Raw genomic sequence first — 24,514 nt, forward strand, 5'->3', positions numbered from 1 at the left:
ACGCGGTCCTAGATACTCATGCGGCTGATTTCGAGATAGGCCGAGACGACCTTGTCGCGGATGGCGATCGTCGTCTGCAGGGCCTGCTGGGCGCTCAGCACCGCATCGGCCACTTGGCGGGTGTCGGCGTCGCCTTTGAGCGCCTGGATCGACATCTGCTCGGCGTTCTGCAGCGTGTTGACGGTCTTGGTCGCAGCCTGGCTGAGAGCCTCCGCAAAGCTGCTGCCGACGCCTTCGCCTGCTTTGGTGCCGACACCGCCCTGAAGCAGGCGCGGCGAGGCGGCCTCCGTGCCGTCGATTGCCGGTTTGAACTGTAGTGCCCCGATACCGCCGATCATTACTGGTTCCTCATCAGGTCGATGGTCATGGAAATCAGATCGCGAGCCTGCTTGATGACCTGCAGGTTGGCCTCATAGGAGCGGTTGGCCTCGTTCATGTCGGCCATTTCGACCAGCACATTGACGTTGGGCATCTTCACGTACCCTTTTGCGTCGGCGGCCTCGTTGCCGGGCTGGAACTCGATCGGGAAGTCCGACGGGTCGCGCGCGATCGAGCTCACCTCGACCAGCGAACCACCGCTCGTCCGGTCGAGCTCGGACTGGAAGCTGATCGTCTTGCGGCGATAGGGATCGGCGCCAGGCGTGTTGCCCGTCGATTGCGCATTGGCGAGGTTCTCCGACACCACGCGCAGACGCTCCGACTGGGCGCCAAGGCCGGATGCCGCGACTTTGAGGGCTGCGGTCAGGGCGTCCATGGTCAGCTCTTCACCACCATCGTCATCATCGAATGGAAGGCTTTGACGATCGCCGTGTTGAGCTCGAAGGAGCGGCGCACTTCGCCGGCCTTCATCAGCTCGTCCTCGAGCACCACCGTGTTCTTCGACGGCATTATCGAGCCCGTGACATCCTCCGGCTTGAGATTGAAGCCGGCATTGGTCCCCTCGGCGCCCAAATGGCCGGTCTGGGTGGCCGCCAGCGTCACCGCAGTCCGGTCGAGGACCTTTTCGAACGGTTCGACGTCGTTTGCCGTGTAGCCCGGCGTGTTGGCATTGGCGATGTTGGATGCGATCGCGGACTGGCGCACGGCCAGCCATTGCGACTGCCGGGTGGCGAGGTCAAAGAGGTTGACGGGTTCCATGGGACTCTCCGGGCGAGTACGCACAAGACTAGGCCGCCAGTCTTGCGCGGACCTTGCGCGGAGCGAGCCCGCGGCCCGTTACGAGGCCATCACCTGGAAAGCTGGATCACCTTGTTGGCATCGGTGATGATCACCCACTTGCCACCGCGCTGCTCGATCGCGGCGACGCGGCTGGAGTCCGGCAGGACGGAGCCGCGCTGGACGATCCACAGGCCGGTGTCGTCCTCGATCATCGCGCGGCCATTGGCGACATGCACCATCCTGAATTCCGCCGCGGCCGCAGGGAAGGGCTGGTCGCCAGGCGCCGGCGGGGGTTCGTCCTGCACCGTTCCGGTGGCCAGCAGGTCGATATCGGCGTTGGGAACGTCCTTGGCCGTCAGCGGTCCGCTGCGTTCGGCCGCGACGCCGCCGCCGTCGCGTCCCGAATTGCTGCCGCTGCCGCCGAACTTGATGGTCTGGACGCCGAACTGCTCCTGGTTGAAAAAGATATACCAGGGAAACAGCGCGCAGATCAGGCCGAGCGTGATGCCGAGCGCTGCGACGACGAAATCGCTGCGCCGGTCCGCTTTCCTGTTGGCCAGGCGGGGGAACTGGGCCGGCGGCGGCTGCGGCCACTCCACCTTTTTCGGGAACAGGCCGTTGATGAGCGAGTCGCGGCTGGCGTCGGCCTCCTCGGCGGCCTTGGCCTCGGCAATCATCTCACGCAGCATGCGCTCGGTCTGTTGCAGGTCAGTCTCCTTGATCGCCATTCTGCTTCCCCTTGAGATGGCGGGCGAGATCGGTGAACGGATCGGCCGATGCGCGGTCCCTCGGCGACTGCGTGAGCGCCTCGTAGATCAGCGGCACCTGGCGCACGGCGATGTCGAGCTCAGCGTCGGCGCCCCCCTGATAGGCGCCGAGCAGACGGATGTCGCGCGTGTCCTCGAAGCGCGCGATCATCGCTTTCAGCCTTGTCACCAGCATGCGCTGCTCGGCGCTCCAGGCCTTGTCGGCGAGACGTGAGATCGACGACAGCGGATTGACCGGCGGGTAGCGTCCCTGCTCGGCGATCGCGCGGTCGAGCACGACGTGGCCATCGAGGATGCCGCGCACCGAATCGGCCACCGGATCGTTGTGGTCGTCGCCGTCCACCAGCACCGAGATGATGGCGGTGATCGAGCCTTTGCCCTCGGCGCCTGGTCCGGCGCGCTCGAGCAGCTTCGGCAGATCGGTGAAGACCGATGCCGGGTAGCCGCGCGCGACCGGCGGCTCGCCGGTGCCCGTCGCCACCTCGCGCAGCGCATGGGCAAAGCGGGTGATCGAATCCAGCACGAGGAGCACGCGATGGCCCTGGTCGCGGAAATGCTCGGCCACGCGCATGGCTGTGTCGGGCGCGCGCCGGCGCATCATGGCGCTCTCGTCGCTGGTGGCGACGACCGCGACGGTCTTGGCCATGCTGTCGGCGCCGATGGTGTCCTCGAGGAATTCGCGCACCTCGCGGCCGCGCTCGCCGATCAGCGCCACGACCACCGTGTCGAAGGCCTCGGCGCCGGCGAGCATGGCAAGCAGCGTCGACTTGCCGACGCCGGAGCCGGCGAAGATGCCGAGCCGCTGGCCGAAGCAGAGCGGCGTGAAGATGTCGATCACCCGCACTCCGGTCAGGAAGCCGGTGTCGACCCGCTGCCGCGACATGGCGCCGGGCGTCAATGTGTCGGCGCTGCCGGCGGCATTCGGCCTGACCAGCGGCGGGCCGCCGTCGATGACGCGAGTCAAAGCGTCGATGGCGCGCCCGCGCCAGGAAACATCCGGCGCGACCGCGAGTGGGCCGCGCCGGAAAACGGTGTCGCCGATGCCGGCATCGGCGTGGCGCTCGAACGGCGCGACCACCACCTCGTCGCGGCCTATCCTGACGATCTCGCCGCGGCGCGTGCCGGTCTTGCCGCGCTGCTCGACGATGTCGCCGAGCCTGGCAATGTCCGAAAGGCCGCGCACCTTGTAGTGAGTGGGCGAGATCTCGACGACGCGGCCGCCGCGGCTGAGCAGCGTTTCCGGGTTGTCGAACCGCCGCCAGATGCGTTCGAGCGCGGCCAGCCGATCCGTGGGACCGGCGTCTGCAAGCTTCTCAGGCGCGCGGAGCAGGGACGAGCCGTTCGCCATCCCGTTACTTGTCGCCGAGCGTCTTGATCGCATCGTCGGTGGACGAAGCACTCTGCCGGATCAGCGCAGCCGTATTCTCGAAGGCGCGCTGCACCTGGATCAGCCGGGTCATCTCCAGCACCGGATTGACGTTGGATTCCTCGAGAAACCCTTGAGCTACGCCGACATCGGAGCGGTCGGTGACCGGTTCCGGGGTCCGCGCGGGAACGATGCCCGAATTGCCGTAGCGGACGAAATTGGCGCCGGGATCGAAATCGTAGAGGCCGATGGCGCCGACGAGCTGGTCGTTTTGGCGCAGCGAGCCATCGGCGCCGGCCTTCGGCGGACCGTTGCGCGGATCGAGCTGGATCGGGGCGCCGCCGCTGTCCAGCACCGGATAGCCTTCGATCGACATCAGCTCGCCGTTCTCGTTCATGGAGAAACGGCCGTCGCGGGTCATCACCGTGCCGGCCGGCGTCTCGATGGCGAACCAGGCGTCGCCTTGGATGGCGAAATCGAAAGGATTGCCGGTTTCGGTCAGCGAGCCGTGCGCGCTGGAAAGATAGGTCTTGCCGGAGGATGCGAAGGATACCGACTTCGGCCCGGTGCCGGAGACCACGTCCTCGAATTTCACGCCGGTGGCGCGAAAGCCGATGGTCGAAGCGTTGGCGACATTGTCGGCGATGGTGTCGAGACGGCGTTCGAGCGCAATCTGCGAAGATAGGGCGACGTAGAGACTGTCCTGCATGGTGTTCTCAGAACTTCAGCTTCTGCATGGCCATCATCAGATCGGTCGAGATGCCGACCGTGGTCGGCTGCGCGAACAGCACGCTGACCGAGGTCACGGCAGTGGTCGTCGGGTTGTTGATCTCCCACAGGCTGGTGAAGCGGGTAAGGAAGGTGTTCAGCTTGTCGGGATCCTTGAAGTCGGCGATATCGAGCTTCTGCTCGAACATCTGCGCCTGCTTGTCGATGTCGGCGGAGGCGATGGAGTCGGGCAGGCCGAGAGCCGTGCGCACCACGCTCGAAAGGGCCGTGTCGGCGAGCACGTCATACCAGCTGTTGATGTCAGGCGCCTTACGCTGGAAATAGAGCGCCAGGCGCACGCCCTGATTGGTTTCGCCGGCATTCTCCTCCAGCGTCTGGCGCATGTATTTGTCGACCGCGCCTTGCTGGGCGGAGGGATAGAGCGTGGCGGTCGAGCCGTAAGCCGCAAAGTTGAACGCTTTGACGAAGTCGGCGTAACGCTTGTCGCTCAGCTTGTTGGCGAAGCTGTCGGAGTCGGACACGCCTTCCTTGAGCGCCTTGACCATGAAGGCCTTGGCATAGGCCATGTCTTCCAGCCCGTACGCCTTCATCGCGTAGTTGAACAGCCGAGTGTTGTTGACGAAAACGTCGATGCTTTTGACGTTGCCGATATTGGCCAAATAGTAGTCGGTGTCACGCTTCACGACGGGCTGCGACTCGACCTGGTCGATTGCCTTTGGGATGTCCTTGGCGATGAGCTGATAGCTCGTATAGGTGTTCAACATCTGCGCCTCCGGCCGAAGCTTTCCGGTGACGATAGCGATGCTTCCTTGTGCGAGGCTGAATCGGTTCCGCATCGCGATTCAAGCCTCACACAAGGCACGAGGACTATCCCTGATCCTCGACGTGACATGCGGAAGGACCTGTCGTGGGTATTCTGATCGGACTTGTGGTGACGCTTGGCTGCGTGCTCGGTGGCTTCATGGCCATGGGTGGGCATCTGCATGTGCTGATCCAGCCTTGGGAAGCGGTGGTCATCTGCGGCGCAGCGCTCGGCACTTTCCTTGTCGCCAACCCGATGAAGACGGTCAAGGACACCGGCAAGGGCATTCTCGAGGCCTTCAAGCAGGCCGTGCCGAAGGAGCGCGACTATCTCGAAACGCTTGGCGTCCTGCACAGCCTGATGCGCGAGTTGCGATCGAAGTCGCGCAGCGAGGTCGAGGCGCATATCGACAATCCGGAAGAGTCGGCGATCTTCCAGGCGTTCCCGACGGTGCTCAAGAACCACGACCTGACGCATTTCATCTGCGACTATTGCCGCATCATCATCATCGGCAATGCGCGCTCGCACGAGATCGAGGCGCTGATGGATGAGGAGATCCAGACGATCCGCACCGACAAGCTGAAGGCCTATCACGCGATGGTCGCGGTCGGCGACGGCCTGCCGGCGCTCGGCATCGTCGCGGCCGTGCTCGGCGTGGTGAAGGCGATGGGCGCGCTCGACCAATCGCCGGAAATTCTCGGCGGGCTGATTGGTGCTGCGCTCGTCGGAACCTTCCTCGGCATCTTCCTGTCCTATGCCGTGGTCGGTCCGGTCGCCACCAAGATCAAGACGGTGCGCGAGAAGAAGAACCGCCTGTACATCATCGTCAAGCAGACGCTGCTCGCTTACATGAACGGCGCCTTGCCGCAGGTCGCGATCGAGTTCGGCCGCAAGACCATTTCGTCCTATGAGCGTCCTACTATCGATGCCGTCGAGCAGAGCACGATGAATACCGGCACCGCCGAGAAGAAGGCGGCCTGAGCATGCAGAACTTCAGCCGGGGCCGTTTGGCGTCATGACCAGTCCGGCAAGTCCGTCGCAAACCCGGGCTCTCATCATCGAGCGTCTCGTCGGCGACAGCGGCGAGGCCGCGCAGGTGATCGGCGTCGGCCGCGGCATGGCCGAGCGCTCGCTGCCGCTGCTGCAGAAAGCACTTTCCGCAGAGCTGGGCGCGCCGGTCACCGTCGACCTGCAGGCGGTCGAAGTGGGACGTGTCCCCGATGCGCGTATGCGCGCCGGCGAAACCTTCGCCATGACTATCGTTCCTTCGCCGACCTCGGCCGACGCCATGACGCTCGTCATGGACGCGCCGGCGATCGCCGTCATGGTCCAGGCGCTGTTCGGCGGCGATCCGGACCAGCCGGTGGCGCCGATCGAGCGCGACCTGTCACAGATCGAGACCGACGTCGCCACCACCGTCTTCCAAGAGGTCGCGATGGCGCTGAACGGATCGGGCCGGCGTTCTCTCGAGCTGCGCCAGCCTGTCCCGAGGGCGATGTCCGGCAACGAGGCGAAACGGCGCGTGCTACGCGACGGGGCGGCGGTTCGCATCATCTATGGCATCTCGACGCCGACCGACACCGGCACGGTGACGGTGATGATCCCGCAGCGAATCCTTTTGGCGACCCGCGGCGCCACCGCCGATCACGGCGGCGACCAGACGACGGAATTCGACTGGCGAGCCCGCTTCTCGGAGGAAGTGATGCGCTCGGCCGTGCGGCTCGAGGCCACCATGCCGCTCGCCCGGCTGTCGCTTGGCGATCTCGCCGCCTTCCAGCCCGGACAGGTGATCGAGTTCGAGGAAGATGCGCAGCTGCAGGCAAAGCTCAGCGCGCGCGACAAGACGCTGTTTGTCTGCGAGTTCGGCAAGCTCGGACAGAACTACACGGTCCGCATCCGGCATCCTCACGATGGCGGGCAGGATTTCGTCGACGGATTGGTGCCGGGCTGAGGCCTGGCTTGGGATTATTGGAGACGAGGCATGGCGAAGACCAAGGTGGAAGCCGAACCCGAAGCCGACCAGCCGGACGAGCAGCTCGACCGCGCCATCGAGGAATTGCGCGGCGTGCTGCGGGAGGAGGAGAACCGCCCCGACGCTGCCCTGCAGGCCGGCGCCAATTCCTCGATCATCATGACGATTCCGGTCGATGTGCAGATCATTCTGGGCAGCACCGAAATGTCGGTGTCGGAGCTGATGGCGCTGCAGAAGGGCTCGACGGTAGCGCTCAACCGCCGCATAGGCGAGCCGGTCGACGTGGTGGTCAACGGCCGCAGAATCGCGCGTGGCGAGATCACGGTGCTGGAACACGATCCGACGCGCTTCGGCATCAGGCTTACCGAAATCAACGCTGCTACCAAGAGCGCCTGAGCATGGACGGCGAGAGCATTCACCGGCAGCGGAGCCATGCCCAATGACGTCGTTGACGCTGACGCGCCCGCAAAAGGCCGCCGCCATCCTGGTGGCGATGGGCAAGCCCTCGGCCAGCCGGCTGCTCAAATTCTTCAAGCAGGAGGAGCTGAAGGCGTTGATCGAGGGCGCGCGGCTGCTGCGCACCATTCCGCAAACCGACCTGGAGCGCATCGTTGCGGAATTCGAGGCCGAGTTCACCGAGGGCGCAGGCCTGCTCGACTCGGCGGACCGGATGGACACGATCCTCAACGAATCGCTGTCGCCGGAGGAAATGAGCGCCATCATGGGCGAGAAGAAGTTCGAGCCCGCTCCTGAGGGGCCGCCGCCGATCTGGCCGGATCTGGAAAAGCTCGAGCCGACGCGCCTGGGCACCTTCCTCGCCGGCGAACACCCGCAAACGTCCGCCATGGTGCTGTCGAAGCTTGCGCCGCAGACCGCGGCCAATGTGCTGCTGACGATGGAAAAGCCGATACGCAGCCAGATCATCAAGCGTATGGTGACGATGGCCAACATTCCGGATGCGGCAGCCAGGATCGTCGAGAACCAGTTGCGCGCCAGCGTGCTTTCGCAAAAAGCGACCAGGGACACCTCGGTCGGCCAGGAGCGCGTCGCCAGCGTTCTCAACGAGATGGCCAAGCCCGAGCTCGACGAACTCATGCAGAACCTGGAGGACGCCGGCACGCCGGATCTGGCCGGGGTCAGGTCGCGGCTGTTTGCCTTCGACGACTTGCCGCTGCTCGCCCAGAAGGCGCGCGTGCTTCTGTTCGACGGACTGTCGACGGAGCTCGTCACACTGGCTTTGCGCGGCGCGCCGGCGGAGCTTACCGAATCCGTGCTGTCGGCGATCGGCGCTCGCTCGCGCCGCATGATCGAATCCGAGCTCGGACAGGGATCGGAAGGTATCGCGCTGGCCGACATCATGGCGGCGCGAAAGACGATCGCCGTGGCGACCATTCGTCTCTCGCGGCAGGGAGCGTTCGAGCTTCCCTCGATGCAGACCGCCGCCGAAGCCGCCTGACGATAGCGATGCGGTCAGGGCACCATGGCTGAGGCGGTCGACAAGGATTCCAAAACCGAGGAAGCCACAGAAAAGAAGATCCGCGACACGATCGAGCAGGGCAAGCTGCCTCACTCGCGCGAGACGGCGATCTTCGCTTCCTTCCTCGCCATACTGGTGTTCAGCGTCTTTTACGCCAAGGACGCCATCGTCAATCTCGGCATGTTCCTCGCCATGTTCCTGGAAAAGCCGGAAGCCTGGCCGATGGACACCGAGACCGACGTCATCGAGCTCTACAAGACCGTGCTGTTCGAAATCGGCCGCGCCGTCGTCAGCCTGCTGGTGCTGCTGGTGGTCGCCGGCGTCGGCGCTTCGGTGTTCCAGAACATCCCGCGATTCGTCGGCGAACGGATCCGGCCGCAGCTGTCGCGCATTTCGATCGCCAAGGGCTGGAGCCGCCTGTTCGGCGTGCAGGGCTTTGTCGAATTCGCCAAGTCGCTGGCCAAGCTTGCCTTCGCCATCGCCGTGCTCGCCTTCACGCTGTCGGAAGATCACCGCAGGCTGCTCGCCGGCATGATCACCAACCCGGTGTCGTTCGGCATGGTCATCCGCGGCATCTTCGTCGACATATTGGTGGCGATCGTCTTCGTCATGGGGGCGGTCGCGGTCGCCGACATCGTCTGGTCGCGCTTCCACTGGCGGCGCGACCTGCGCATGACCAAGCAGGAAGTGAAAGACGAGCTGAAGCAGTCGGAAGGCGATCCGATCGTGAAGTCGCGCCTGCGCTCGCTGGCGCGTGACCGGGCGCGGCGGCGCATGATGACGGCGGTGCCGCGCGCGACGCTCGTCATCGCCAATCCGACCCACTATTCCATCGCGCTGAAATATGTGCGCGAAGAGGACTCCGCTCCGCTGGTGCTCGCCAAGGGCCAGGATCTGGTGGCGCTGAAAATCCGCGAGATCGCGAGAGAGAACAACATCCCGATCTTCGAGGATGTGGCGCTTGCCCGCTCCATGTACAAGCAAGTTTCAGTTGATAGCGTGATCCCGTCGCAATTCTACCAGGCCGTCGCCGAATTGGTGCGGATCGTCTACTCGAAGAAGGCCGAGCGAAAAGTAACCCAATGATCGGACGCTGTTTCTATCCATGAACCGGCAACCACACGCCAATTCACGCGAGCAGATCGTCGCCAATGCCATCCAGGACGTGGTGGGCGAGCTGCGCCTGATCGAGGTCGCTGACTATATCGCCTTCATCCGGCTGGAGCATTTCGCCTGCCTGTCGGACCTGGTGGACTCGGCTGCGGAGCTCTATTTCCAGCCGGGCACGCTCAGGCTCGGTCATGGCGGCGAAGCGCATGTCGACTGGAGCGGCAGCCCGCGCATCGTGCTCGATCTCGAGCTTCGGCCGCGCGGCGTAACCGTCTATTTCCAACTGATGCTGACCGGGCAGGGCACGTCCGTGATCGTCAATTACGTCTCTTTCGAGAAGCCGGGCGAGACGCCGGAGCACAACACCGCCCTGCTCGAGGACGCGATCGACGAGGCGCGCATCCGGAGGACCGAGCCGCTCGCTTTTCCCTGACGATGTTTCAGGTCTCGGCGCCTGGCCTGGGCGAGCTACTCGATCAGGCCAAGGCGCAGCGCCTTCGCGACTGCCTGGTTGCGGTTGACAGCGTTGAGCTTCTGCGTCGACTGGGTGAGATACTGGTTGGCGGTGTGCACCGACAGTTTCAGGAGCTTCGCGATCTCCTCGCTGGTGTTGCCGTTGGCGGTCAGCTTCAGGCATTCGAGTTCGCGCTTGGAAATGGCGCGCGTCCTGCCGGTTTCGCTTGGACGGATGCGGGCGACCGACGCGAACAGGGCAAAGCAGCGCGCGTGGATTTCACATAGCGTGTCGTCCGAAAGGGTCATGTCCGGCCCCAGGAAGACGACCAGCCCGCACTGGCCGCGCTCCGCATGCACCGGAAAGGCGATGCCGTCGGTGCCGGGCGCCAGCGGCGCGGTCGGTTCGGACCATGCCAGGCTCTCCAACCTCTGCTGCGAAACGGCCATGCCGCTGTCGGCCCACCAGCGCGGCGTCGTCGAGATGCGGCTGTGGCGCACCATTTCCTCGCCGCTGGCGCCCGAGATGAATTTGGTGGTGAGGCCGGTCGACGGATAATCGGAATCGAAGCAGGCGACGAGGCGCGCTCGCTCCAGCGAGGGGCTGACGAAGAACAGTCCGAAACCAGAAGCGTTGATATCGACCGCGATCCAGCGGCAGCGGCGCACGGCGTCCGGAATGGTCACCGCGTGATGCGTCTCCGATCCGAGCGAGAAGGCGCCGAACGGATTGCGCTGCTCGTTGAAAAGGGCGGCAGCGGCCTCTTTGATCTGTGCGTGCTTCAAATGATGCCGCTCCTGATAGCGGTCGCAATCGCCATCGCGCGGTTCGAAGCCGCGAATTTCTGGATGGCATGCGTGATGTAGCTGTTGACGGTGTTCGACGAGACGCCAAGGATGAGGGCCACCTCGTCGGTGGTCTTGCCCTCCGATACCCAGAACAGGCATTCGCGCTCGCGGTCCGACAGCGGATCCTGCATGGATGCCGCGGCGATCAATTGCGGGATGCTGGATAACGCGTAGCAGCATTTCAGCTGCGCCTTCATCAAGGCCGTAAGGTCGATCTTGGCGGGCTCGGCGGCGGAAAACAGCACGAAAAGGCGCTGGCGGCCGACATTCAACCTCAGCGAATAGATCTCGGCGTGGCCGAGCACATCGAGCAGCCGCGCTTCCTCGCCGCTCAGTAGCGCGCCGGCGTCGGGCGCATGCGCCGCGACCAATGGCTTGGGGCGCACGCCCGGCGCTGCCGTCAGCGGGCCGAGCGCGAGATTGGCAATCAGCCGCTTGCCGATCAACTCGATGGCGTCGAAAATCCAGTTCGACGACACGATACGCGCGTCGTTTCGATCCTGATCGTGCACCATGGCGACCAACATATAGCTGTCGGCGCCGATATCGGCTGAAAGCTGCATGAAGAAACTGGTGAGATCGCCGCGCGACGCCAGGCGCGAGCCTGAAGCGTCGGAATGAAGAAGCGCGGCGGGACTGCTCATTTTGATATTCTGACCGGAATCGATCCTTGCGCCCGGTGCTGGCATTGGCCAGCGCTCGGACCCGAAACGCGTCACGTTTACGAAGACACACCCACGGGCGCGCACAGCGCCCAACCGAGCCGAATCCTTACAGGGAACGCGAAGCCGTCCGCGTCTGGTACCGGCAGGACGCCGGAACTTGAGACTTTGGGTGGTCGCCGCGCCCCCCGTGGACCGGCTGATTCGGGTCTAATCTACCCGTAGATGAATCCGACATCAAACGCGATTTGACAAAATCGAATCCGCTGGACTCTTGTTGCGACTCAGCGGCTGCTCATCGCGTTGCTTGGGGGTGGCTTCAGAGCTGAATCGAGCCGATTTCCCGGTGACGTCCGTTGCAGGCGGAAGCGCGTCCGTTTGATCAGATATGGCTCAGCGGTCCTCGAAGCCGGTCAGCACGCCGACGGCGTTGATGCCGATTTCCTCAACCGCGTAGCCGCCTTCCATGACGAACAGCGTCGGCAGGCCGAGCTTGGCGATGCGGCGGCCGATCTTGGGATAGTCTTCGCTCTTCAGCTTGAACTGGCTGATCGGATCCTTCTCGAAGGTGTCGACGCCGAGCGAGACCACGACCACGTCCGGCGCATAGGCGGCAAGCTTGGCACAGGCGTCTTCCAGCGCTGCGTTCCAGCCGTCCCAGTTGGTGCCGAAGGGCATCGGGTAGTTGACGTTGAAGCCTTCGCCTTCATCCTCGCCGCGCTCGTCGGCATGGCCGAGGAAGAAGGGGTACTCGACCATCGGATCGCCATGCAGGTTGAGCACCTGGACGTCGCCGCGGCGATAGAAAATCTCCTGCGTGCCATTGCCGTGGTGGTAATCGACATCGAGGATCGAGACACGGCTTGCGCCCTGGTCGCGGAACCATTGCGCGACGACGGCGGCGTTGTTGATGAAGCAGTAGCCGCCCATGAAGGCAGCGCCGGCGTGGTGGCCGGGCGGGCGGCAGAGCGCGAAGGCGGTCCGCTCGCCGCCCTTGACCAGGGCGGCCGCCGTCAGCGCGACGTCATAGGATGACTTGATCGCCTTCCATGTGCCTTCGACGAAAGTGGCGCCGGCATCGAAGGAATAGTAGCCGAGCAGGGCGTCGATGCGCTTCGGCGGGACATCGCCGCGCAGGCCGCGCGTCGGCCAGGTGAAGCCCATCGCCGAGCCCTTGAAGCCGGCGGCGACCCATTCCGGCCAAACCGTCGGCAGGAAATCGATGTAGTGCGCTTCATGCACGCGCTTGGCGGCGGCAAGGTCGTGCTCGGCCGGCCCGATGATCGGCCCCAGCTTCTCGCTTTCCACCCTTGCCTTGATGAATTCGGCCCGCGAGGGCTTCTCGAAACTCGGCACGATCGCCGAGGTGACCAATTCCATCTGGCCGGCGTGACCGGCGTGAAGCGGTGAAAAAACTGTCTTCATTTTGGGAGTTGGCTCGCTGTTCGAGTTCTGGTTTCGGGGCCTCAAACAGCTTTGTGGCAGAGAGTTCCGGCGCCGCCAAGGGGCATTTCAGTTTGTCGTTCGGGCCAGCATGGGACGGCTTGCCAGACGCCAATACTCTGCTAGCCTAGGCACAAATGGGAGAAAATGATGCCGCAAACGGCCGATCTTATCGTCGAGAACGCCAGCATATTGACGATGGATCCGGATACCCCCGCCGCCCAGGCCATTGCCATCAAAGGTGATAAGATAATTGCGATCGCAGATCGCGATAGCGTCCGCGACTGCAAAGGCCCTGCCACTCGTGTCGTCGATGCTCAGGGCGGCTCCGTCCTGCCGGGCTTCATCGAAGCGCACATGCATTTGTTCGGCGGCGCGGCCGAGCTCGACAATCTGCATCTGGCAGGCGTGCAGGGCTTCGACGCGCTTCGCGACGCGATCCGGGGCTTTGCGGCGAAGCGTCCGAAAGCCGGGCTGCTGCTCGGCGCCGGTGTAGACTATGCGATCCTGCCCGAGCCGGTGACCCGCCATCACCTCGACCGTATCATTCCCGACCGGCCCTTCGCCATGTCGGCCTCCGACCATCACACGATGTGGGCAAACACCAAGGCGCTGGAAGAGGCCGGCCTGCTGCATGGCAAGCAGGTGGGACCAGGCAACGAAATCGTCATGGGCGCGGACGGACTTGCCGCCGGCGAGTTGCGCGAAGGCGAGGCGTTCGGTCCCGTGCTCGACCATTTCGGCGCGAACCGGACACGGCTCGGCCTCGAAGGTGCGGAGCCGGATCCCTATCCGTCGGCAGCGGAGCTTGCCGCCGACGGCGATCTCATGCACCGCGGGCTCGAGTGGTGCGCAAAGCACGGCATCACTTCGATCCAGAACATGGACGGCAACCTCTACCAGCTCGAGCTGCTCGCCGGGCTGCAAGAGGAAGGACGGCTCATCTGCCGCACCAAGATCCCGTTCCACTTCAAGAATTTCATGAAGCTGGACATGCTGGAAAAAGCCTCGCGCATGGCGGCGGCGTACAATTCCGAGTGGCTGTCGTCCGGCATGGTCAAGGTCTTCTACGACGGGGTGCTGGATTCCTGGACCGCGGTGATGGTCGACGATTATGCCGACCGTCCGGGCTGGCGCGGCGAGCCGCTTTTTTCCCCCGAGCATTTCGCCGAGGTTGCGGTCGAAGCCGACAGGCGCGGCCTGCAGATCGCCGTTCATTCGATCGGAGACGGAGCGGTGCGCGCCGTGCTCGACGGTTACCAGGCGGCAGCGAAGAAAAACGGCAGGCGCGACAGCCGGCACCGCATCGAGCACATCGAAGTGATCACCCCGTCCGATGTGCCGCGTTTCGCCGAGCTCGGCGTGCTCGCCTCGATGCAGCCGCCGCATCCGCCGGGCGCGATGAATTTCCCGCTGGAGCCGACGATCTCGCGCATTGGCCATGATAAGTGGCCGCTGAGCTATGCCTGGCGCACCTTGAAGAATGCCGGCGCGCGGGTCGTCTTCGCATCCGACTGGCCGGTCTCGCCGGTTGACCCGATCCTGGGCATCCAGGCGGCGGTCTTGCGCAAACCTTGGGCAGAAGGCCTGCCGGACCAGAGCTTCTCGCTGCATGAAGCGATTGCCGGCTACACGGTCGAAGGCGCCTATGCCGAGTTCATGGAACACCGCAAGGGGCGCCTGAAGCCCGGATACCTCGCCGATATCGTGGTTTTGTCGGCCGATATCGAGAAGACGGCGCCGGAGGCGCTGCACACCGTGCGGCCGGTCACCACCATCTGTGGCGGCAAGATCACTTTCCAAGCTTAGGATTGACTAGGCCTGAGGCTGGCATGGGTATTGCGTTAAAAAAACGAGTAGCAGCTCCGCAGTTGCCAAGCCGGTCGGCTTATGGTGACAATCAAACAGGAACGCACCTGCCGCCAAGAGCAGGCTCTCTCAATGGGGTAATCGTGCCGGAACAACCGGGTAAGAACGCGATCGAAGTTCGCGGCGTACGAAAAGTATTTGGAACCGGTGAAAACCAGGTAGCCGCTCTCGACACGGTGTCCGTCTCGATCCGCGAGAACGAGTTTTTCACGCTGCTCGGCCCGTCCGGATGCGGAAAGACGACGCTTTTGAGACTGATTGCCGGCTTCGATTTCCCAAGCGCCGGCGAAATCATGCTGCACGGCCAGGACATCGCGCCGCTGCCGCCGTTCAAGCGACCCGTCAACACCGTCTTCCAGAGCTACGCGCTCTTCCCGCACATGACGGTGGCGCAGAACATCGGCTTCGGTCTGGAGATGCTCGGCAAGCCCAAGGGCGAAATCGAGGCACGGGTCGCTCAGATGCTGAAACTGGTCAAGATGGAGGCGCTCAAGGCGCGCCGCACCAGCCAGATCTCGGGCGGCCAGCAGCAGCGCGTGGCGCTCGCCCGGGCGCTCGCGCCACAGCCGAAGGTGCTCTTGCTCGACGAGCCGCTCTCGGCGCTCGACTACAAGCTGCGCAAGGAGATGCAGATCGAACTGAAGCGGCTGCAGCACGAGACCGGCATCACCTTCATCTTCGTCACCCACGACCAGGAAGAAGCGCTGACCATGTCAGACCGGATCGCGGTGATGTCGGCCGGCAAGATCCTCCAGGTAGGCACGCCGCGCGACATCTACGACAAGCCGGCGGAACGCTTCGTCGCCGATTTCATCGGCGAGACGAATTTCTTGGCCGGCACGGTGTTGTTGAAGAAGCCAGGGGCGGCCACGGTCAAATTCGCCAGCAACGCGACGATCGCCGCCGGCTATCCGGAGGGCTTCGATCCGACAGGCGAGGTGACGCTGGTGGTGCGTCCCGAGCATGCCGACCTGGTGCCCGATCCGACCAAGGGCACGATCGCTGGAACGCTTTCCAACATCGTCTATTTCGGCACCGATACGCATTACCACGTGAGGCTCGACGGCGGTGAGAACTTCATCGTGCGCCACCAGAACAGCCGCTCGTCTCCGGTGACCTACGAGACCGGCGCCAAGGTCGGCATCCAGTTCGAGGAGGGCGCCGCGCGCGTCCTGAAAGACTGATGACGACAGCCACGCTCTCCCCGACCATGCCTTCCAAGGCCGCGTTGTTCGAAGCCCAGGCGGTGAAAGCCGGCGCGCGACGCAACCGCCTGCTGTCGCTGCCGGCGCTGCTCATCATCGGCATTTTCGGCGTGCTCCCGCTTTTGATCATCTGCGTCTATTCGTTTCTGGCCGCCGCGCCCTATGGCGGCGTGCAGTGGCGGTTCTCGACCGACGCCTATCTGAACTTCCTGTTCCAGCGCGACATCTTCGACGACACCCTGCAGTTCACGCCGGACTTCCTGATCATCTATCTGCGCTCGTTCCTGTTCGCGGTGGTGACGACGATCATCTGCCTGCTGCTCGGATTTCCGACCGCCTATTTCATGGCGACGCGACCGCCGGCGCAGCGCAACTGGTGGGTGCTTCTGATCACCATCCCGTTCTGGTCGAACCTTTTGGTCCGCACGCTGGCGATCATGTTCATCATCCGCGACGAAGGGCTGATCAATAACGCGCTGCTGGGGCTCGGCGTGATCGATAAGCCGATCACCATGCTCTACACCAATTTCGCAATCCAACTCGGCCTGCTCTATGCCTTTCTGCCGTTCATGGTGCTGCCGCTCTATTCCAGCCTGGAGAAGCTCGATTTCCGGCTGATCGAGGCGGCCTACGACCTCTATGCGACGCGCCGCCAGGTGTTGTGGCGGGTGATCATCCCGCTGTCGAAGCCCGGCATCATCGCCGGCTGCCTGCTCGTCTTCATCCCGGCGCTCGGCGCTTATGTCACGCCGCTGATCCTCGGCGGGGGCGTCCACCTGATGATCGGCGATCTCATCGCCCAGCAATTCGGATCGGGGCGCAACTGGCCGCTCGGCTGCGCGCAGGCGCTGATCCTGATGGCCGCGGTGCTGGTGGCGCTGTTCTTCTACGTCCGCAATACGTCAGGGAAGGTGCAGCATGGCTGAGCCGCGCAGCATCGACATCAAGGAGCAGCCGGGCTTCCGCTCGATTGCTGTCATCTGCCTGCTGGTGCTCTACGTGCCGGTGCTGATCCTGATGATCTTCTCGCTGAACAGCGGCTCGCTGGTCACGCATTGGGAGGGCGTCACGCTCGGCTGGTACGGCAGCGCATTGCGCAACGAGGAATTCCACAACGCTGCCCGCAACACGCTGATCATCTCGATCAGCGCCACGATAATCTCTACCGTGTGCGCGACGCTCGCGGCGATCGGCATGACAAGAGTGAAGCCGTGGCGCGGGCTGGCGGCGGCCTTCATGGTCATCAATCTGCCACTGATGGTGCCGGAAATCATCACGGCGGTGGCGACGCTCTCCTTCTTCGCGCTGATCGCCGGCACGTTCGGGCTGAATTTCGGCATCGGCAATCTGATCCTCGCCCACACCGTGTTCTGCATTCCGTTCGCCTACATGCCGATCCGGGCGCGGCTGGAAGACATGGACCTGACGCTGGAATATGCCGCCGCCGACCTTTACGCGACGCCGTGGAAGGCCTTCAAGCGCATCACGCTGCCGTTACTTGTTCCCGGCATCATGTCGGGCGCAGCACTCGCCTTCATCGTCTCATTCGACGATTTCACCATCACCCAGCTCGTCGCCGGCCCCGGCCAGACGACTTTGCCCCTCTATATCTGGAACCAGATCCGGCGGCCGATGACGCCGGAGATCAACGCCATCTCCACCATCCTGCTTTTGGTGTCGATCGTGTTCGTCTCGGTCTCGTTCCTGATCGCGCGGCGACGCGCCAAATGATCCGTGAGCTCCAACACAAAACAATGGGAAGGCAAGGAGAACATTAAATGTCTGGAAAACTGATGGCGGCCGTTTCCGCGGCCGTGCTGTTATGGGCCGTTCCGGCGCTCGCCGACGGCGAATTGCATATCTACAACTGGGGCGACTACACCAACCCCAAGCTGATCGAGAAGTTCGAAAAGCAGTACAACGTCAAGGTGACGCTGGACGACTACGATTCCAACGAAACCATGCTGTCCAAGGTGCGCGCCGGCAATTCGGGCTACGACATCGTCGTGCCGTCCGACTACACCGTGAAGATCATGATCGAGGAGGGCCTGCTCGAAAAGACCGAGCCCAACGCGATGCCGAACGGCAAGAACATCGATCCGCGCTTCCTCGATATCTACTGGGACTCCGGACGCCATTACACCGCGCCGTGGCAATTCGGCACGACGGCGTTCTCCGTCAATACGGATAAGTTCAAGGGCGACATCAACACGCTGGCCATCCTGTTCAACCCGCCGGACGAACTGAAGGGCCAGATCAACGTGCTCGACGACGTCAACACCGTCATGCACGCGGCCGAGCGCTATGCCGGCGTGCCGCGCTGCGGCGCAGACAAGGCCAGCCTGAAAAAGATCAACGACATACTGATGGCCGCCAAGCCGTCATGGAAGACCTTCAGCTACGACACGATCACCAAGATCACTTCCGGCGACGTGATCGTGACCGAACAGTGGAATGGTGCGGCCTACCGCTCGCGTCAGAAGATCCCGGCGATCAAATATGCCTATCCGAAGGAAGGCATCGAGGGCTGGATGGACAATGTCGCGGTGCTGAAGGGCGCCAAGAACCTGGAGAACGCCAAGCTCTTCCAGGATTTCGTCATGGCGCCTGAGAACGCGGCGCTGATCTCCGAGTATGCCGGTTACGACAACGGCATCGCCGGCAGCCACAAATTTCTGCCGGCAGAGTTCGCCAACTCGCCGGAAATCAGCCCGCCGGCCGGCTCGCCGACGCCGGAATTCGTGCCGCCGTGCCCGCCAGATGTGGTGGAGATCTACAACAAGATCTGGACCAACCTGCGCAAGTAACTGAGCGGGAACGCATGAAGGGAGGGGAGGCTCCGGCCTCCCTTTCTTATGTGCAGGGAGGATTGATGACATCTTACCGCAACTCCGATCCGCGGCCGCCGATCATGCAGGGCTCGCCACCGGCCATGGCTCTGCCGAAGCTCGACTGGGATCGGCGACCGTGGAACCGCTGGGCCTTCCAGCACGTGCGTGAGTTTTTGCCGACCGTCGAGGTCTGGCGCGGCCAAGGTCATCGCCGTCGGCTCGAGCGCGCCGAGGTGGATCTCGACGACCTGACCGTGGCCGATAGCGAGGGCCGGCCGACAACGCTCGCCGGCTTGCTCGACGAGACCTACACGGACGGTTTCCTGGTGTTGAAGGACGGCACGGTCGCCTATGAGCGCTACTTCAACGGCATGGACGAGCGCACGCTGCATCTGTCGCAATCGATGGCAAAGTCGGTCACGGGATCGGTGTTCGGCATCCTGGTCGGGCGCGACCTGATCGACCCGGCCAGGCTGGTGACGGATTATCTTCCGGAGCTCGGCGAGACCGCCTGGGCCGGGGCCACCGTGCAGCAAGTGCTCGACATGACCACGGGCGTGCGCTTCTCCGAGGAATACACCGATCGCTATTCCGAGATCGGCCAGGTCGATGTCGCCACCGGCTGGAAGCCGATCCCGCCGGGCAGCGATCCTGATTTCCGGTGGCCCGCGCATCTGTTCGAGCTGATCCTGCGGCTGAAGGACAAGGTCCGCGAACATGGCGAGGCCTTCGAGTACCGCTCGATCGAGACCGATGTGCTTGCCTTCATCATGGAGCGGGTGAGCGGCAAGCGCCTGGCGCAGCTGGTCTCGGAAGAACTCTGGCAAAAGCTCGGCGCCGACGAGAGCGCCTGTTTCACCGTCGACAGCGCCGGCTATGCGCTGGCCGACGGCGGCTTCAACGCGACGCTGCGCGATTATGGCCGCTTCGGCCAGTTGATCCTCGACAATGGCGGCGGGGTCATCCCTGCCGAGTGGATCGAGGCTACGCGCAGCGGCAAGCACGGACCGGACTTCAGCCCGAGCCTTCCGGACGGCAGCTACCGCAACCAGTTCTGGATCGAGGATCCACGCTCTCGCGCACTGATGTGCAAGGGCGTGTTCGGCCAGATGATCCATATCAGCTGGGAGCACAGGATGGTCGTCGTGAAGCTTTCGACCTATCCGGATTTCCTCAACGCCGCCTATTCGGTGGCGACGCTTAAGGCCGTGCACGCCATAGCCGCCGCGCTAGGCTGAAAGTCAGAAATGGACGACCGGGAGACAATCGTGACCGGCAACACCGCGTTCGAGACAAGATACGGCTTTGCCCGCAAGGATGTGCGGCTCGACAATTGGCGGCTGAGGCCGTTCAGCCAATGGTCGTTCCAGAATGTCGGCGAATTGGTGCCGAGCGTCCACGTTGCCGCCGCGCCCGGCGGCGAGGAACAGGTGAAATCGCTCGGCGCGCTGCTCGAGGAGAAAGTCACCTTGGCCGGGGGCGCCGAAACAGTCGAATCCTTCCTAAAGCGCTCCGACACTGACGGGCTGACGATCCTGAAGGGCGGCAGGCTGGTCGGCGACTGGTCGGCGCCGCATATGGCGTTCGGTCAGCGCCATATCATCTTTTCGATCAGCAAGTCGGTGACGGCGATCCTCGCCGGCATCCTGCAAGGCGAGGGGGTGTTCGACCCGGAAGCGCCGGTGACAGAATACATCCCCGAAGCCAAGAGCTCGGCCCATGGCGATGCGAGCGTGCGCAATGTGCTCGACATGACGGTCAGCCTCGACTTCGAGGAGGCCTATCTCGATCCGGAAAGCGCCTTCGCCCGCTATCGCCGCGCGACACTGTGGAATCCGGGCGGCGGGTCGGAAAGCCTCGCTGCGTTTCTGTTGACGTTGCCGCGGCTCGCCGAGCCGCATGGGCAGACCTACCGTTATCGCTCACCCAATTCGGATATGCTGGGCATCCTGGTGGAGCGGGCATCCGGCAAACGCGTCAGCGACTTGCTCAGCGAAAAACTGTGGCTGCCGCTGGCCGCCGCGAGCGAGATGTCGGTGACGGTCGACATGGAAGGCACGGCGCGTACCGCCGGCGGCATGTCGATGACGCCGCGCGACCTTGCCCGCATCGGCGAAATGATGCGACAGGGCGGCACGGCCAATGGCCGCCGCATCGTGCCGGAAACCTGGGTGCATGACACGGTTGCCAGCGGCGGCAGCCACGAAGCCTGGCGGCGCGGCACGATGGTGTTCCTCTTCCCCAAGGGCCGCTACCGCAACAAATGGTACCAGATGGGCACGCCAAGCGGCGCCTTCTGCGGCATCGGCATTCACGGCCAGTGGATCTACGTCAACCCGAGCGACGAGGTGGTCATCGCCAAGATGTCGTCGCAGCCGGAACCGGTCGACGATCAGCTTGATCTCGATGTCGTCGCCTTCTTCGAGGCCCTGAGCCGGACGGTTTGAGCCGTTCGGCTGGTCTTTCCTCGCAGCTCTTTCCTGTGGAGCTTTCCCGTCGGGTGGAGACAGCGCGGTTGGCGCAGCCGTCGTCCCGGCCTATTGTCGCCGCTCTTTTCGGCAGGAACCAGCATGGCATCGGACATCAAGCGCATCGCAGCAATCATCGCGGCCGAGATCGGCTCGCGGCCGGAGCAGGCGGCAGCCGCAATCGGGCTGCTGGACGAGGGCGCAACGGTGCCTTTCGTGGCGCGCTACCGCAAGGAGGTCACCGGCGGCCTCGACGACACGCAGTTGCGCGACCTTTCCGAGCGGCTTGCCTATCTGCGCGAGCTGGATGCGCGCCGCGACACCATCCTCGGCTCGATCCGTGAGCAGGGCAAGCTGACCGAGGACCTCGAGGCAAAAATCGCGGCGGCGACCACCAAGGCCGAGCTCGAAGACATCTACCTGCCATACAAGCCGAAGCGCCGCACCAAGGCCGAGATCGCCAGGGAACGTGGACTGGTGCCGCTGGCCGAGGCGATCCTCGCCGACCGTTCGGCGGTGCCTGCCGAGCTCGCGCTAGCCTATCTCACAGAGGAGGTTCCCGACGCCAAGGCGGCGCTCGAAGGCGCGCGCGACATCCTGTCGGAGCAGTTGGCCGAGAATGCCGATCTGGTCGGCAGGCTGCGCGCCTATATGAAGGAGCGCGCTTTCCTGCGCGCCAGGGTCGTCGACGGCAAGCAGGAGGCGGGCGCGAAATTCTCCGACTATTTCGATCATGTCGAGCGCTGGGCGAACGTGCCCAGCCATCGCGCCTTGGCCATGCTGCGTGGCCGCAACGAAGAGGTGCTGTCGCTCGACCTCGAAATCGATGCCGACGATCAATCGCCGGTGAAACCGGTCGAGCGGATGATCGCCAACGCCTATGCGATTGGTAGCACCCTGCCGGGCGACCGCTGGCTGATGGAAGTGGCCGGCTGGACCTGGCGGATAAAACTATCGCTCCATCTGACGCTTGATTTGATGCGCGACCTGCGCGAGCGGGCCGAGGACGAGGCCATCCATGTCTTTGCCCGCAACCTCAAGGACCTGCTGCTCGCCGCGCCCGCCGGCTCCCGGCCCACGATGGGTCTCGATCCCGGCATCCGCACCGGCGTCAAGGTGGCTGTGGTCGACGGTACCGGCAAGCTGGTGGCGACGACCACCGTCTATCCGTTTCCGCCAAAGAACGATGTGCGCGGCACGCAGGCGGAACTTGCCAGGCTCATTCGCTTCCACAAGGTGGAGCTGATCTCGATCGGCAACGGCACCGGCAGCCGCGAGACCGAGAAGCTGGTGGCCGACATGCTCGCCAGCCTGCCGTCCGACGGCGGGCCGAAGCCGATCAAGGTGATCGTCAGCGAAGCCGGCGCGTCGGTCTATTCGGCCTCGGCGACGGCGGCCGCCGAGTTTCCCGACCTCGACGTGTCGCTGCGCGGCGCGGTGTCGATCGCCAGGCGCCTGCAGGACCCGCTCGCCGAGCTGGTCAAGATTGAGCCGAAGTCGATCGGTGTCGGCCAGTATCAGCACGATGTCGACCAGTACCGGCTCGGCCGCTCGCTGGAGGCGGTGGTGGAGGATGCGGTCAATGCCGTCGGCGTCGACCTCAACACGGCATCGGCGCCGCTCTTGGCGCGCGTGTCGGGACTGGGGCCATCGCTTGCCGAAGCGATCGTCGCGCATCGCGACGTCGGCGGTCCGTTCGCTACGCGCCGCGATCTGCTGAACGTGGCGCGGCTTGGACCGCGCGCGTTCGAGCAGTGCGCCGGCTTCCTGCGCATCCCGAACGGCTCTGAGCCGCTCGACGCTTCATCCGTGCATCCGGAAGCCTATGGCGTGGCAAAGAAGATCGTCGCCGCCTGCGGCCGCGACGTGCGCGCGCTGATGGGCGACAGTGCCGCGCTCAAGGCACTCGACCCTCGTGTCTTCGTCGACGAGCGCTTCGGCCTGCCGACGGTACGCGACATCATCGCGGAACTGGAAAAGCCCGGACGCGACCCGCGGCCGGGCTTCAAGACGGCGACCTTTGCCGAAGGCGTCGACGACATCAAGGACCTGAAGCCCGGCATGCTGCTCGAAGGCACGGTCACCAATGTCGCCGCCTTCGGCGCCTTCGTGGACATCGGCGTGCACCAGGACGGGCTGGTGCATGTCTCGCAGCTGGCCGACCGCTTCATCAAGGACGCGCATGAGGTGGTAAAGGCCGGCGATGTCGTGAAAGTTCGAGTGGTCGATGTCGACATCAAGCGCAATCGCATCGGCCTCTCGATGCGCAAGGATGGCGGCCAGGGTGGGGCGCCTCGGGTCGGCCAGCGCGACAGCGGCGGCGGTAAGCCGGTCCCGCGCTCGCCGGCGCCGCAGCGCCAGCCCGAACGGCCGGCGCAGGGTGCTTTCGGCGCGGCGCTCGCCGAGGCGATGAAGCGGAAATAGCTACCACGCCAGAACAGCCGGCTCCTTCTCAACCTGGCCCCGCAGCCAGTCGCGAAAGCTGGCAACCGGCGGATGGCCGCGCTTGGCGTGCGGCACGACGAGATAATAGGCACTGCGGCTCTGCATCGGCTTGCCCGGCGCCGGCACCAACTGGCCACGCTGCAATTCTCCGGCAATCAGGATTTGTGGTAGCAGCGCCACGCCGAGCCCCGCCATGCAGGCCTGCGCGACCGTGCCGAACTGCTCGAACTGCATGCCGGGGCCGGTCGGCGCGTCGAGCTCCTGATGCTCGAACCATTCGCTCCAGGCGTCGGGACGCGTTGCCATGTGCAGCAACGGCAGGCGGTCGATATCGGCCGGCGTCGCGACCTTCCGCTGCGCCAGGAATTCGGGCGCGGCGACCGGCATCACGGTCTCGCGCATCAAAAGCGTGCAATCAGCGTCCGGCCAATCAGGCATGCCATGGTGGATTGCGGCGTCGAGCCGCTCGCGCGCGAAGTCGAAGCGGCCAATGCGCGTGGCGAAATTGATCGTGATGTCCGGATGACGGGCGACGAAATCCGGAATGAGCGGCATCAGCCAGCGCGTGCCGAAGGTCGGCAGGATGGCAAGGTTGAGAACACCGCTATGCCGATTGCTCATCAATCCAAGCGCCGCACCGCGCAACTGCGCGAGTGCTGAGCGCACCGCGCCGGCGTAGATTTCGCCCGCCGTGGACAGCCTGACATTGCGGCTGTCGCGTTCGAAAAGCCGGCGCCCGAACTGCTCTTCCAGCAGATTGATCTGCCGGCTGACGGCACCTTGCGTGAGATCGAGCTCGCGGGCCGCGGCGGTGAAGGAGCCGAGACGCGCCACCGCCTCGAAGGCGGCAAGCGCGCTGATGTTTGGCAAGAGGCGGCGCTGAACGTTCATGATCTATTACTATCGCT

25 protein-coding genes are annotated in these 24,514 nt (G+C 64.2%); 14 read left to right on the forward strand and 11 right to left on the reverse strand.

Annotated elements, in window-relative coordinates; genetic code table 11:
- Window positions 1–8: 8 nt before the first annotated feature.
- From P9217_RS14740 to P9217_RS14770, 7 genes are all read right to left on the reverse strand, one after another.
- Window positions 9–338 (reverse strand): flagellar hook-basal body complex protein FliE, encoded by a 330-nt coding sequence (locus tag P9217_RS14740; protein WP_278087135.1) that lies wholly within the window; start codon window positions 336–338, stop codon window positions 9–11.
- Window positions 338–754 carry a flagellar basal body rod protein FlgC gene (gene flgC, locus P9217_RS14745; RefSeq protein ID WP_278087136.1) on the reverse strand — a complete coding sequence of 139 codons (417 nt, stop codon included), beginning with the start codon at window positions 752–754 and terminating at the stop codon, window positions 338–340. The genes P9217_RS14740 and flgC overlap by 1 nt, the downstream gene beginning before the upstream one ends.
- 2 nt (window positions 755–756) lie before the next feature.
- Window positions 757–1,137, reverse strand: coding sequence for a flagellar basal body rod protein FlgB (gene flgB, locus P9217_RS14750; RefSeq protein ID WP_095800437.1), 381 nt, complete (start codon window positions 1,135–1,137; stop codon window positions 757–759).
- An 89-nt stretch (window positions 1,138–1,226) separates the two neighbouring features.
- The gene (locus P9217_RS14755; protein ID WP_278087137.1) at window positions 1,227–1,886 is read right to left on the reverse strand and encodes a hypothetical protein; all 660 of its coding nucleotides are present in this window, start codon (window positions 1,884–1,886) and stop codon (window positions 1,227–1,229) included.
- A complete protein-coding gene (gene fliI, locus P9217_RS14760; protein ID WP_127246055.1) occupies window positions 1,867–3,273 on the reverse strand; it encodes a flagellar protein export ATPase FliI in 1,407 nt (468 codons plus the stop codon). Before fliI ends, P9217_RS14755 begins: the two co-directional genes overlap by 20 nt.
- A gap of 4 nt (window positions 3,274–3,277) precedes the next feature.
- A complete protein-coding gene (gene flgF / locus P9217_RS14765; RefSeq protein ID WP_067002386.1) occupies window positions 3,278–4,000 on the reverse strand; it encodes a flagellar basal-body rod protein FlgF in 723 nt (240 codons plus the stop codon).
- Window positions 4,001–4,007: 7 nt separating this feature from the next.
- Window positions 4,008–4,784: a DUF1217 domain-containing protein gene (locus P9217_RS14770; RefSeq protein WP_278087139.1), complete on the reverse strand. Its 777-nt coding sequence runs from the start codon at window positions 4,782–4,784 to the stop codon at window positions 4,008–4,010.
- Window positions 4,785–4,927: 143 nt separating this feature from the next.
- On the opposite strand from P9217_RS14770, the gene motA reads away from it, so the two are divergent.
- The 6 genes from motA to P9217_RS14800 are packed head-to-tail and all read left to right on the forward strand — an operon-like array spanning window position 4,928 to window position 9,814.
- Window positions 4,928–5,803: a flagellar motor stator protein MotA gene (gene motA / locus P9217_RS14775; protein ID WP_067002381.1), complete on the forward strand. Its 876-nt coding sequence runs from the start codon at window positions 4,928–4,930 to the stop codon at window positions 5,801–5,803.
- 34 nt (window positions 5,804–5,837) lie between these two features.
- The gene (locus tag P9217_RS14780) at window positions 5,838–6,773 is read left to right on the forward strand and encodes a FliM/FliN family flagellar motor switch protein (protein ID WP_278053809.1); all 936 of its coding nucleotides are present in this window, start codon (window positions 5,838–5,840) and stop codon (window positions 6,771–6,773) included.
- Between the two features lie 30 nt (window positions 6,774–6,803).
- Window positions 6,804–7,190, forward strand: a complete 387-nt coding sequence (fliN, locus tag P9217_RS14785; protein ID WP_278054666.1) for a flagellar motor switch protein FliN — start codon at window positions 6,804–6,806, stop codon at window positions 7,188–7,190.
- Between the two features lie 43 nt (window positions 7,191–7,233).
- Window positions 7,234–8,250, forward strand: a complete 1,017-nt coding sequence (locus P9217_RS14790) for a flagellar motor switch protein FliG (RefSeq protein WP_278087140.1) — start codon at window positions 7,234–7,236, stop codon at window positions 8,248–8,250.
- A 24-nt stretch (window positions 8,251–8,274) separates the two neighbouring features.
- Window positions 8,275–9,357: a flagellar biosynthesis protein FlhB gene (gene flhB / locus P9217_RS14795; protein WP_278087141.1), complete on the forward strand. Its 1,083-nt coding sequence runs from the start codon at window positions 8,275–8,277 to the stop codon at window positions 9,355–9,357.
- 19 nt (window positions 9,358–9,376) lie between these two features.
- On the forward strand, window positions 9,377–9,814 hold the full coding sequence (locus P9217_RS14800) for a hypothetical protein (protein WP_067002370.1): 438 nt from the start codon (window positions 9,377–9,379) through the stop codon (window positions 9,812–9,814).
- A 35-nt stretch (window positions 9,815–9,849) separates the two neighbouring features.
- Here P9217_RS14800 and P9217_RS14805 read toward each other — a convergent pair whose 3' ends face one another.
- The 3 genes from P9217_RS14805 to P9217_RS14815 all read right to left on the reverse strand — a co-directional run bounded on the left by P9217_RS14805 (window position 9,850) and on the right by P9217_RS14815 (window position 12,770).
- Window positions 9,850–10,620, reverse strand: a complete 771-nt coding sequence (locus P9217_RS14805; RefSeq protein ID WP_067326107.1) for a helix-turn-helix transcriptional regulator — start codon at window positions 10,618–10,620, stop codon at window positions 9,850–9,852.
- Window positions 10,617–11,327 carry a helix-turn-helix transcriptional regulator gene (locus P9217_RS14810; RefSeq protein WP_095777177.1) on the reverse strand — a complete coding sequence of 237 codons (711 nt, stop codon included), beginning with the start codon at window positions 11,325–11,327 and terminating at the stop codon, window positions 10,617–10,619. The genes P9217_RS14805 and P9217_RS14810 overlap by 4 nt, the downstream gene beginning before the upstream one ends.
- 411 nt (window positions 11,328–11,738) lie before the next feature.
- On the reverse strand, window positions 11,739–12,770 hold the full coding sequence (locus P9217_RS14815) for a histone deacetylase family protein (RefSeq protein WP_278087142.1): 1,032 nt from the start codon (window positions 12,768–12,770) through the stop codon (window positions 11,739–11,741).
- A 168-nt stretch (window positions 12,771–12,938) separates the two neighbouring features.
- On the opposite strand from P9217_RS14815, the gene P9217_RS14820 reads away from it, so the two are divergent.
- The 8 genes from P9217_RS14820 to P9217_RS14855 all read left to right on the forward strand — a co-directional run bounded on the left by P9217_RS14820 (window position 12,939) and on the right by P9217_RS14855 (window position 23,585).
- Complete coding sequence (locus P9217_RS14820) at window positions 12,939–14,597, forward strand: amidohydrolase (protein WP_095823579.1); 1,659 nt, start codon at window positions 12,939–12,941, stop codon at window positions 14,595–14,597.
- A 143-nt stretch (window positions 14,598–14,740) separates the two neighbouring features.
- Window positions 14,741–15,841 (forward strand): ABC transporter ATP-binding protein, encoded by a 1,101-nt coding sequence (locus P9217_RS14825; RefSeq protein WP_278087143.1) that lies wholly within the window; start codon window positions 14,741–14,743, stop codon window positions 15,839–15,841.
- Window positions 15,841–16,788 (forward strand): ABC transporter permease, encoded by a 948-nt coding sequence (locus P9217_RS14830; protein ID WP_082953946.1) that lies wholly within the window; start codon window positions 15,841–15,843, stop codon window positions 16,786–16,788. The genes P9217_RS14825 and P9217_RS14830 overlap by 1 nt, the downstream gene beginning before the upstream one ends.
- Window positions 16,781–17,593, forward strand: coding sequence for an ABC transporter permease (locus P9217_RS14835; RefSeq protein WP_278087144.1), 813 nt, complete (start codon window positions 16,781–16,783; stop codon window positions 17,591–17,593). The genes P9217_RS14830 and P9217_RS14835 overlap by 8 nt, the downstream gene beginning before the upstream one ends.
- Before the next feature lie 47 nt (window positions 17,594–17,640).
- Window positions 17,641–18,669 carry an extracellular solute-binding protein gene (locus tag P9217_RS14840; RefSeq protein WP_067002357.1) on the forward strand — a complete coding sequence of 343 codons (1,029 nt, stop codon included), beginning with the start codon at window positions 17,641–17,643 and terminating at the stop codon, window positions 18,667–18,669.
- A gap of 65 nt (window positions 18,670–18,734) precedes the next feature.
- Window positions 18,735–19,931, forward strand: coding sequence for a serine hydrolase (locus P9217_RS14845; RefSeq protein WP_278087145.1), 1,197 nt, complete (start codon window positions 18,735–18,737; stop codon window positions 19,929–19,931).
- Window positions 19,932–19,961: 30 nt separating this feature from the next.
- Window positions 19,962–21,140, forward strand: coding sequence for a serine hydrolase (locus P9217_RS14850; RefSeq protein WP_278087146.1), 1,179 nt, complete (start codon window positions 19,962–19,964; stop codon window positions 21,138–21,140).
- Between the two features lie 123 nt (window positions 21,141–21,263).
- A complete protein-coding gene (locus P9217_RS14855) occupies window positions 21,264–23,585 on the forward strand; it encodes a Tex family protein (protein WP_278087147.1) in 2,322 nt (773 codons plus the stop codon).
- Here P9217_RS14855 and P9217_RS14860 read toward each other — a convergent pair whose 3' ends face one another.
- Window positions 23,586–24,497 (reverse strand): LysR family transcriptional regulator, encoded by a 912-nt coding sequence (locus P9217_RS14860; protein ID WP_278087148.1) that lies wholly within the window; start codon window positions 24,495–24,497, stop codon window positions 23,586–23,588.
- Between the last annotated feature and the right edge of the window lie 17 nt (window positions 24,498–24,514).

The sequence above is a fragment of the Mesorhizobium sp. WSM4989 genome, assembly GCF_029625795.1.
GTDB lineage: Bacteria > Pseudomonadota > Alphaproteobacteria > Rhizobiales > Rhizobiaceae > Mesorhizobium.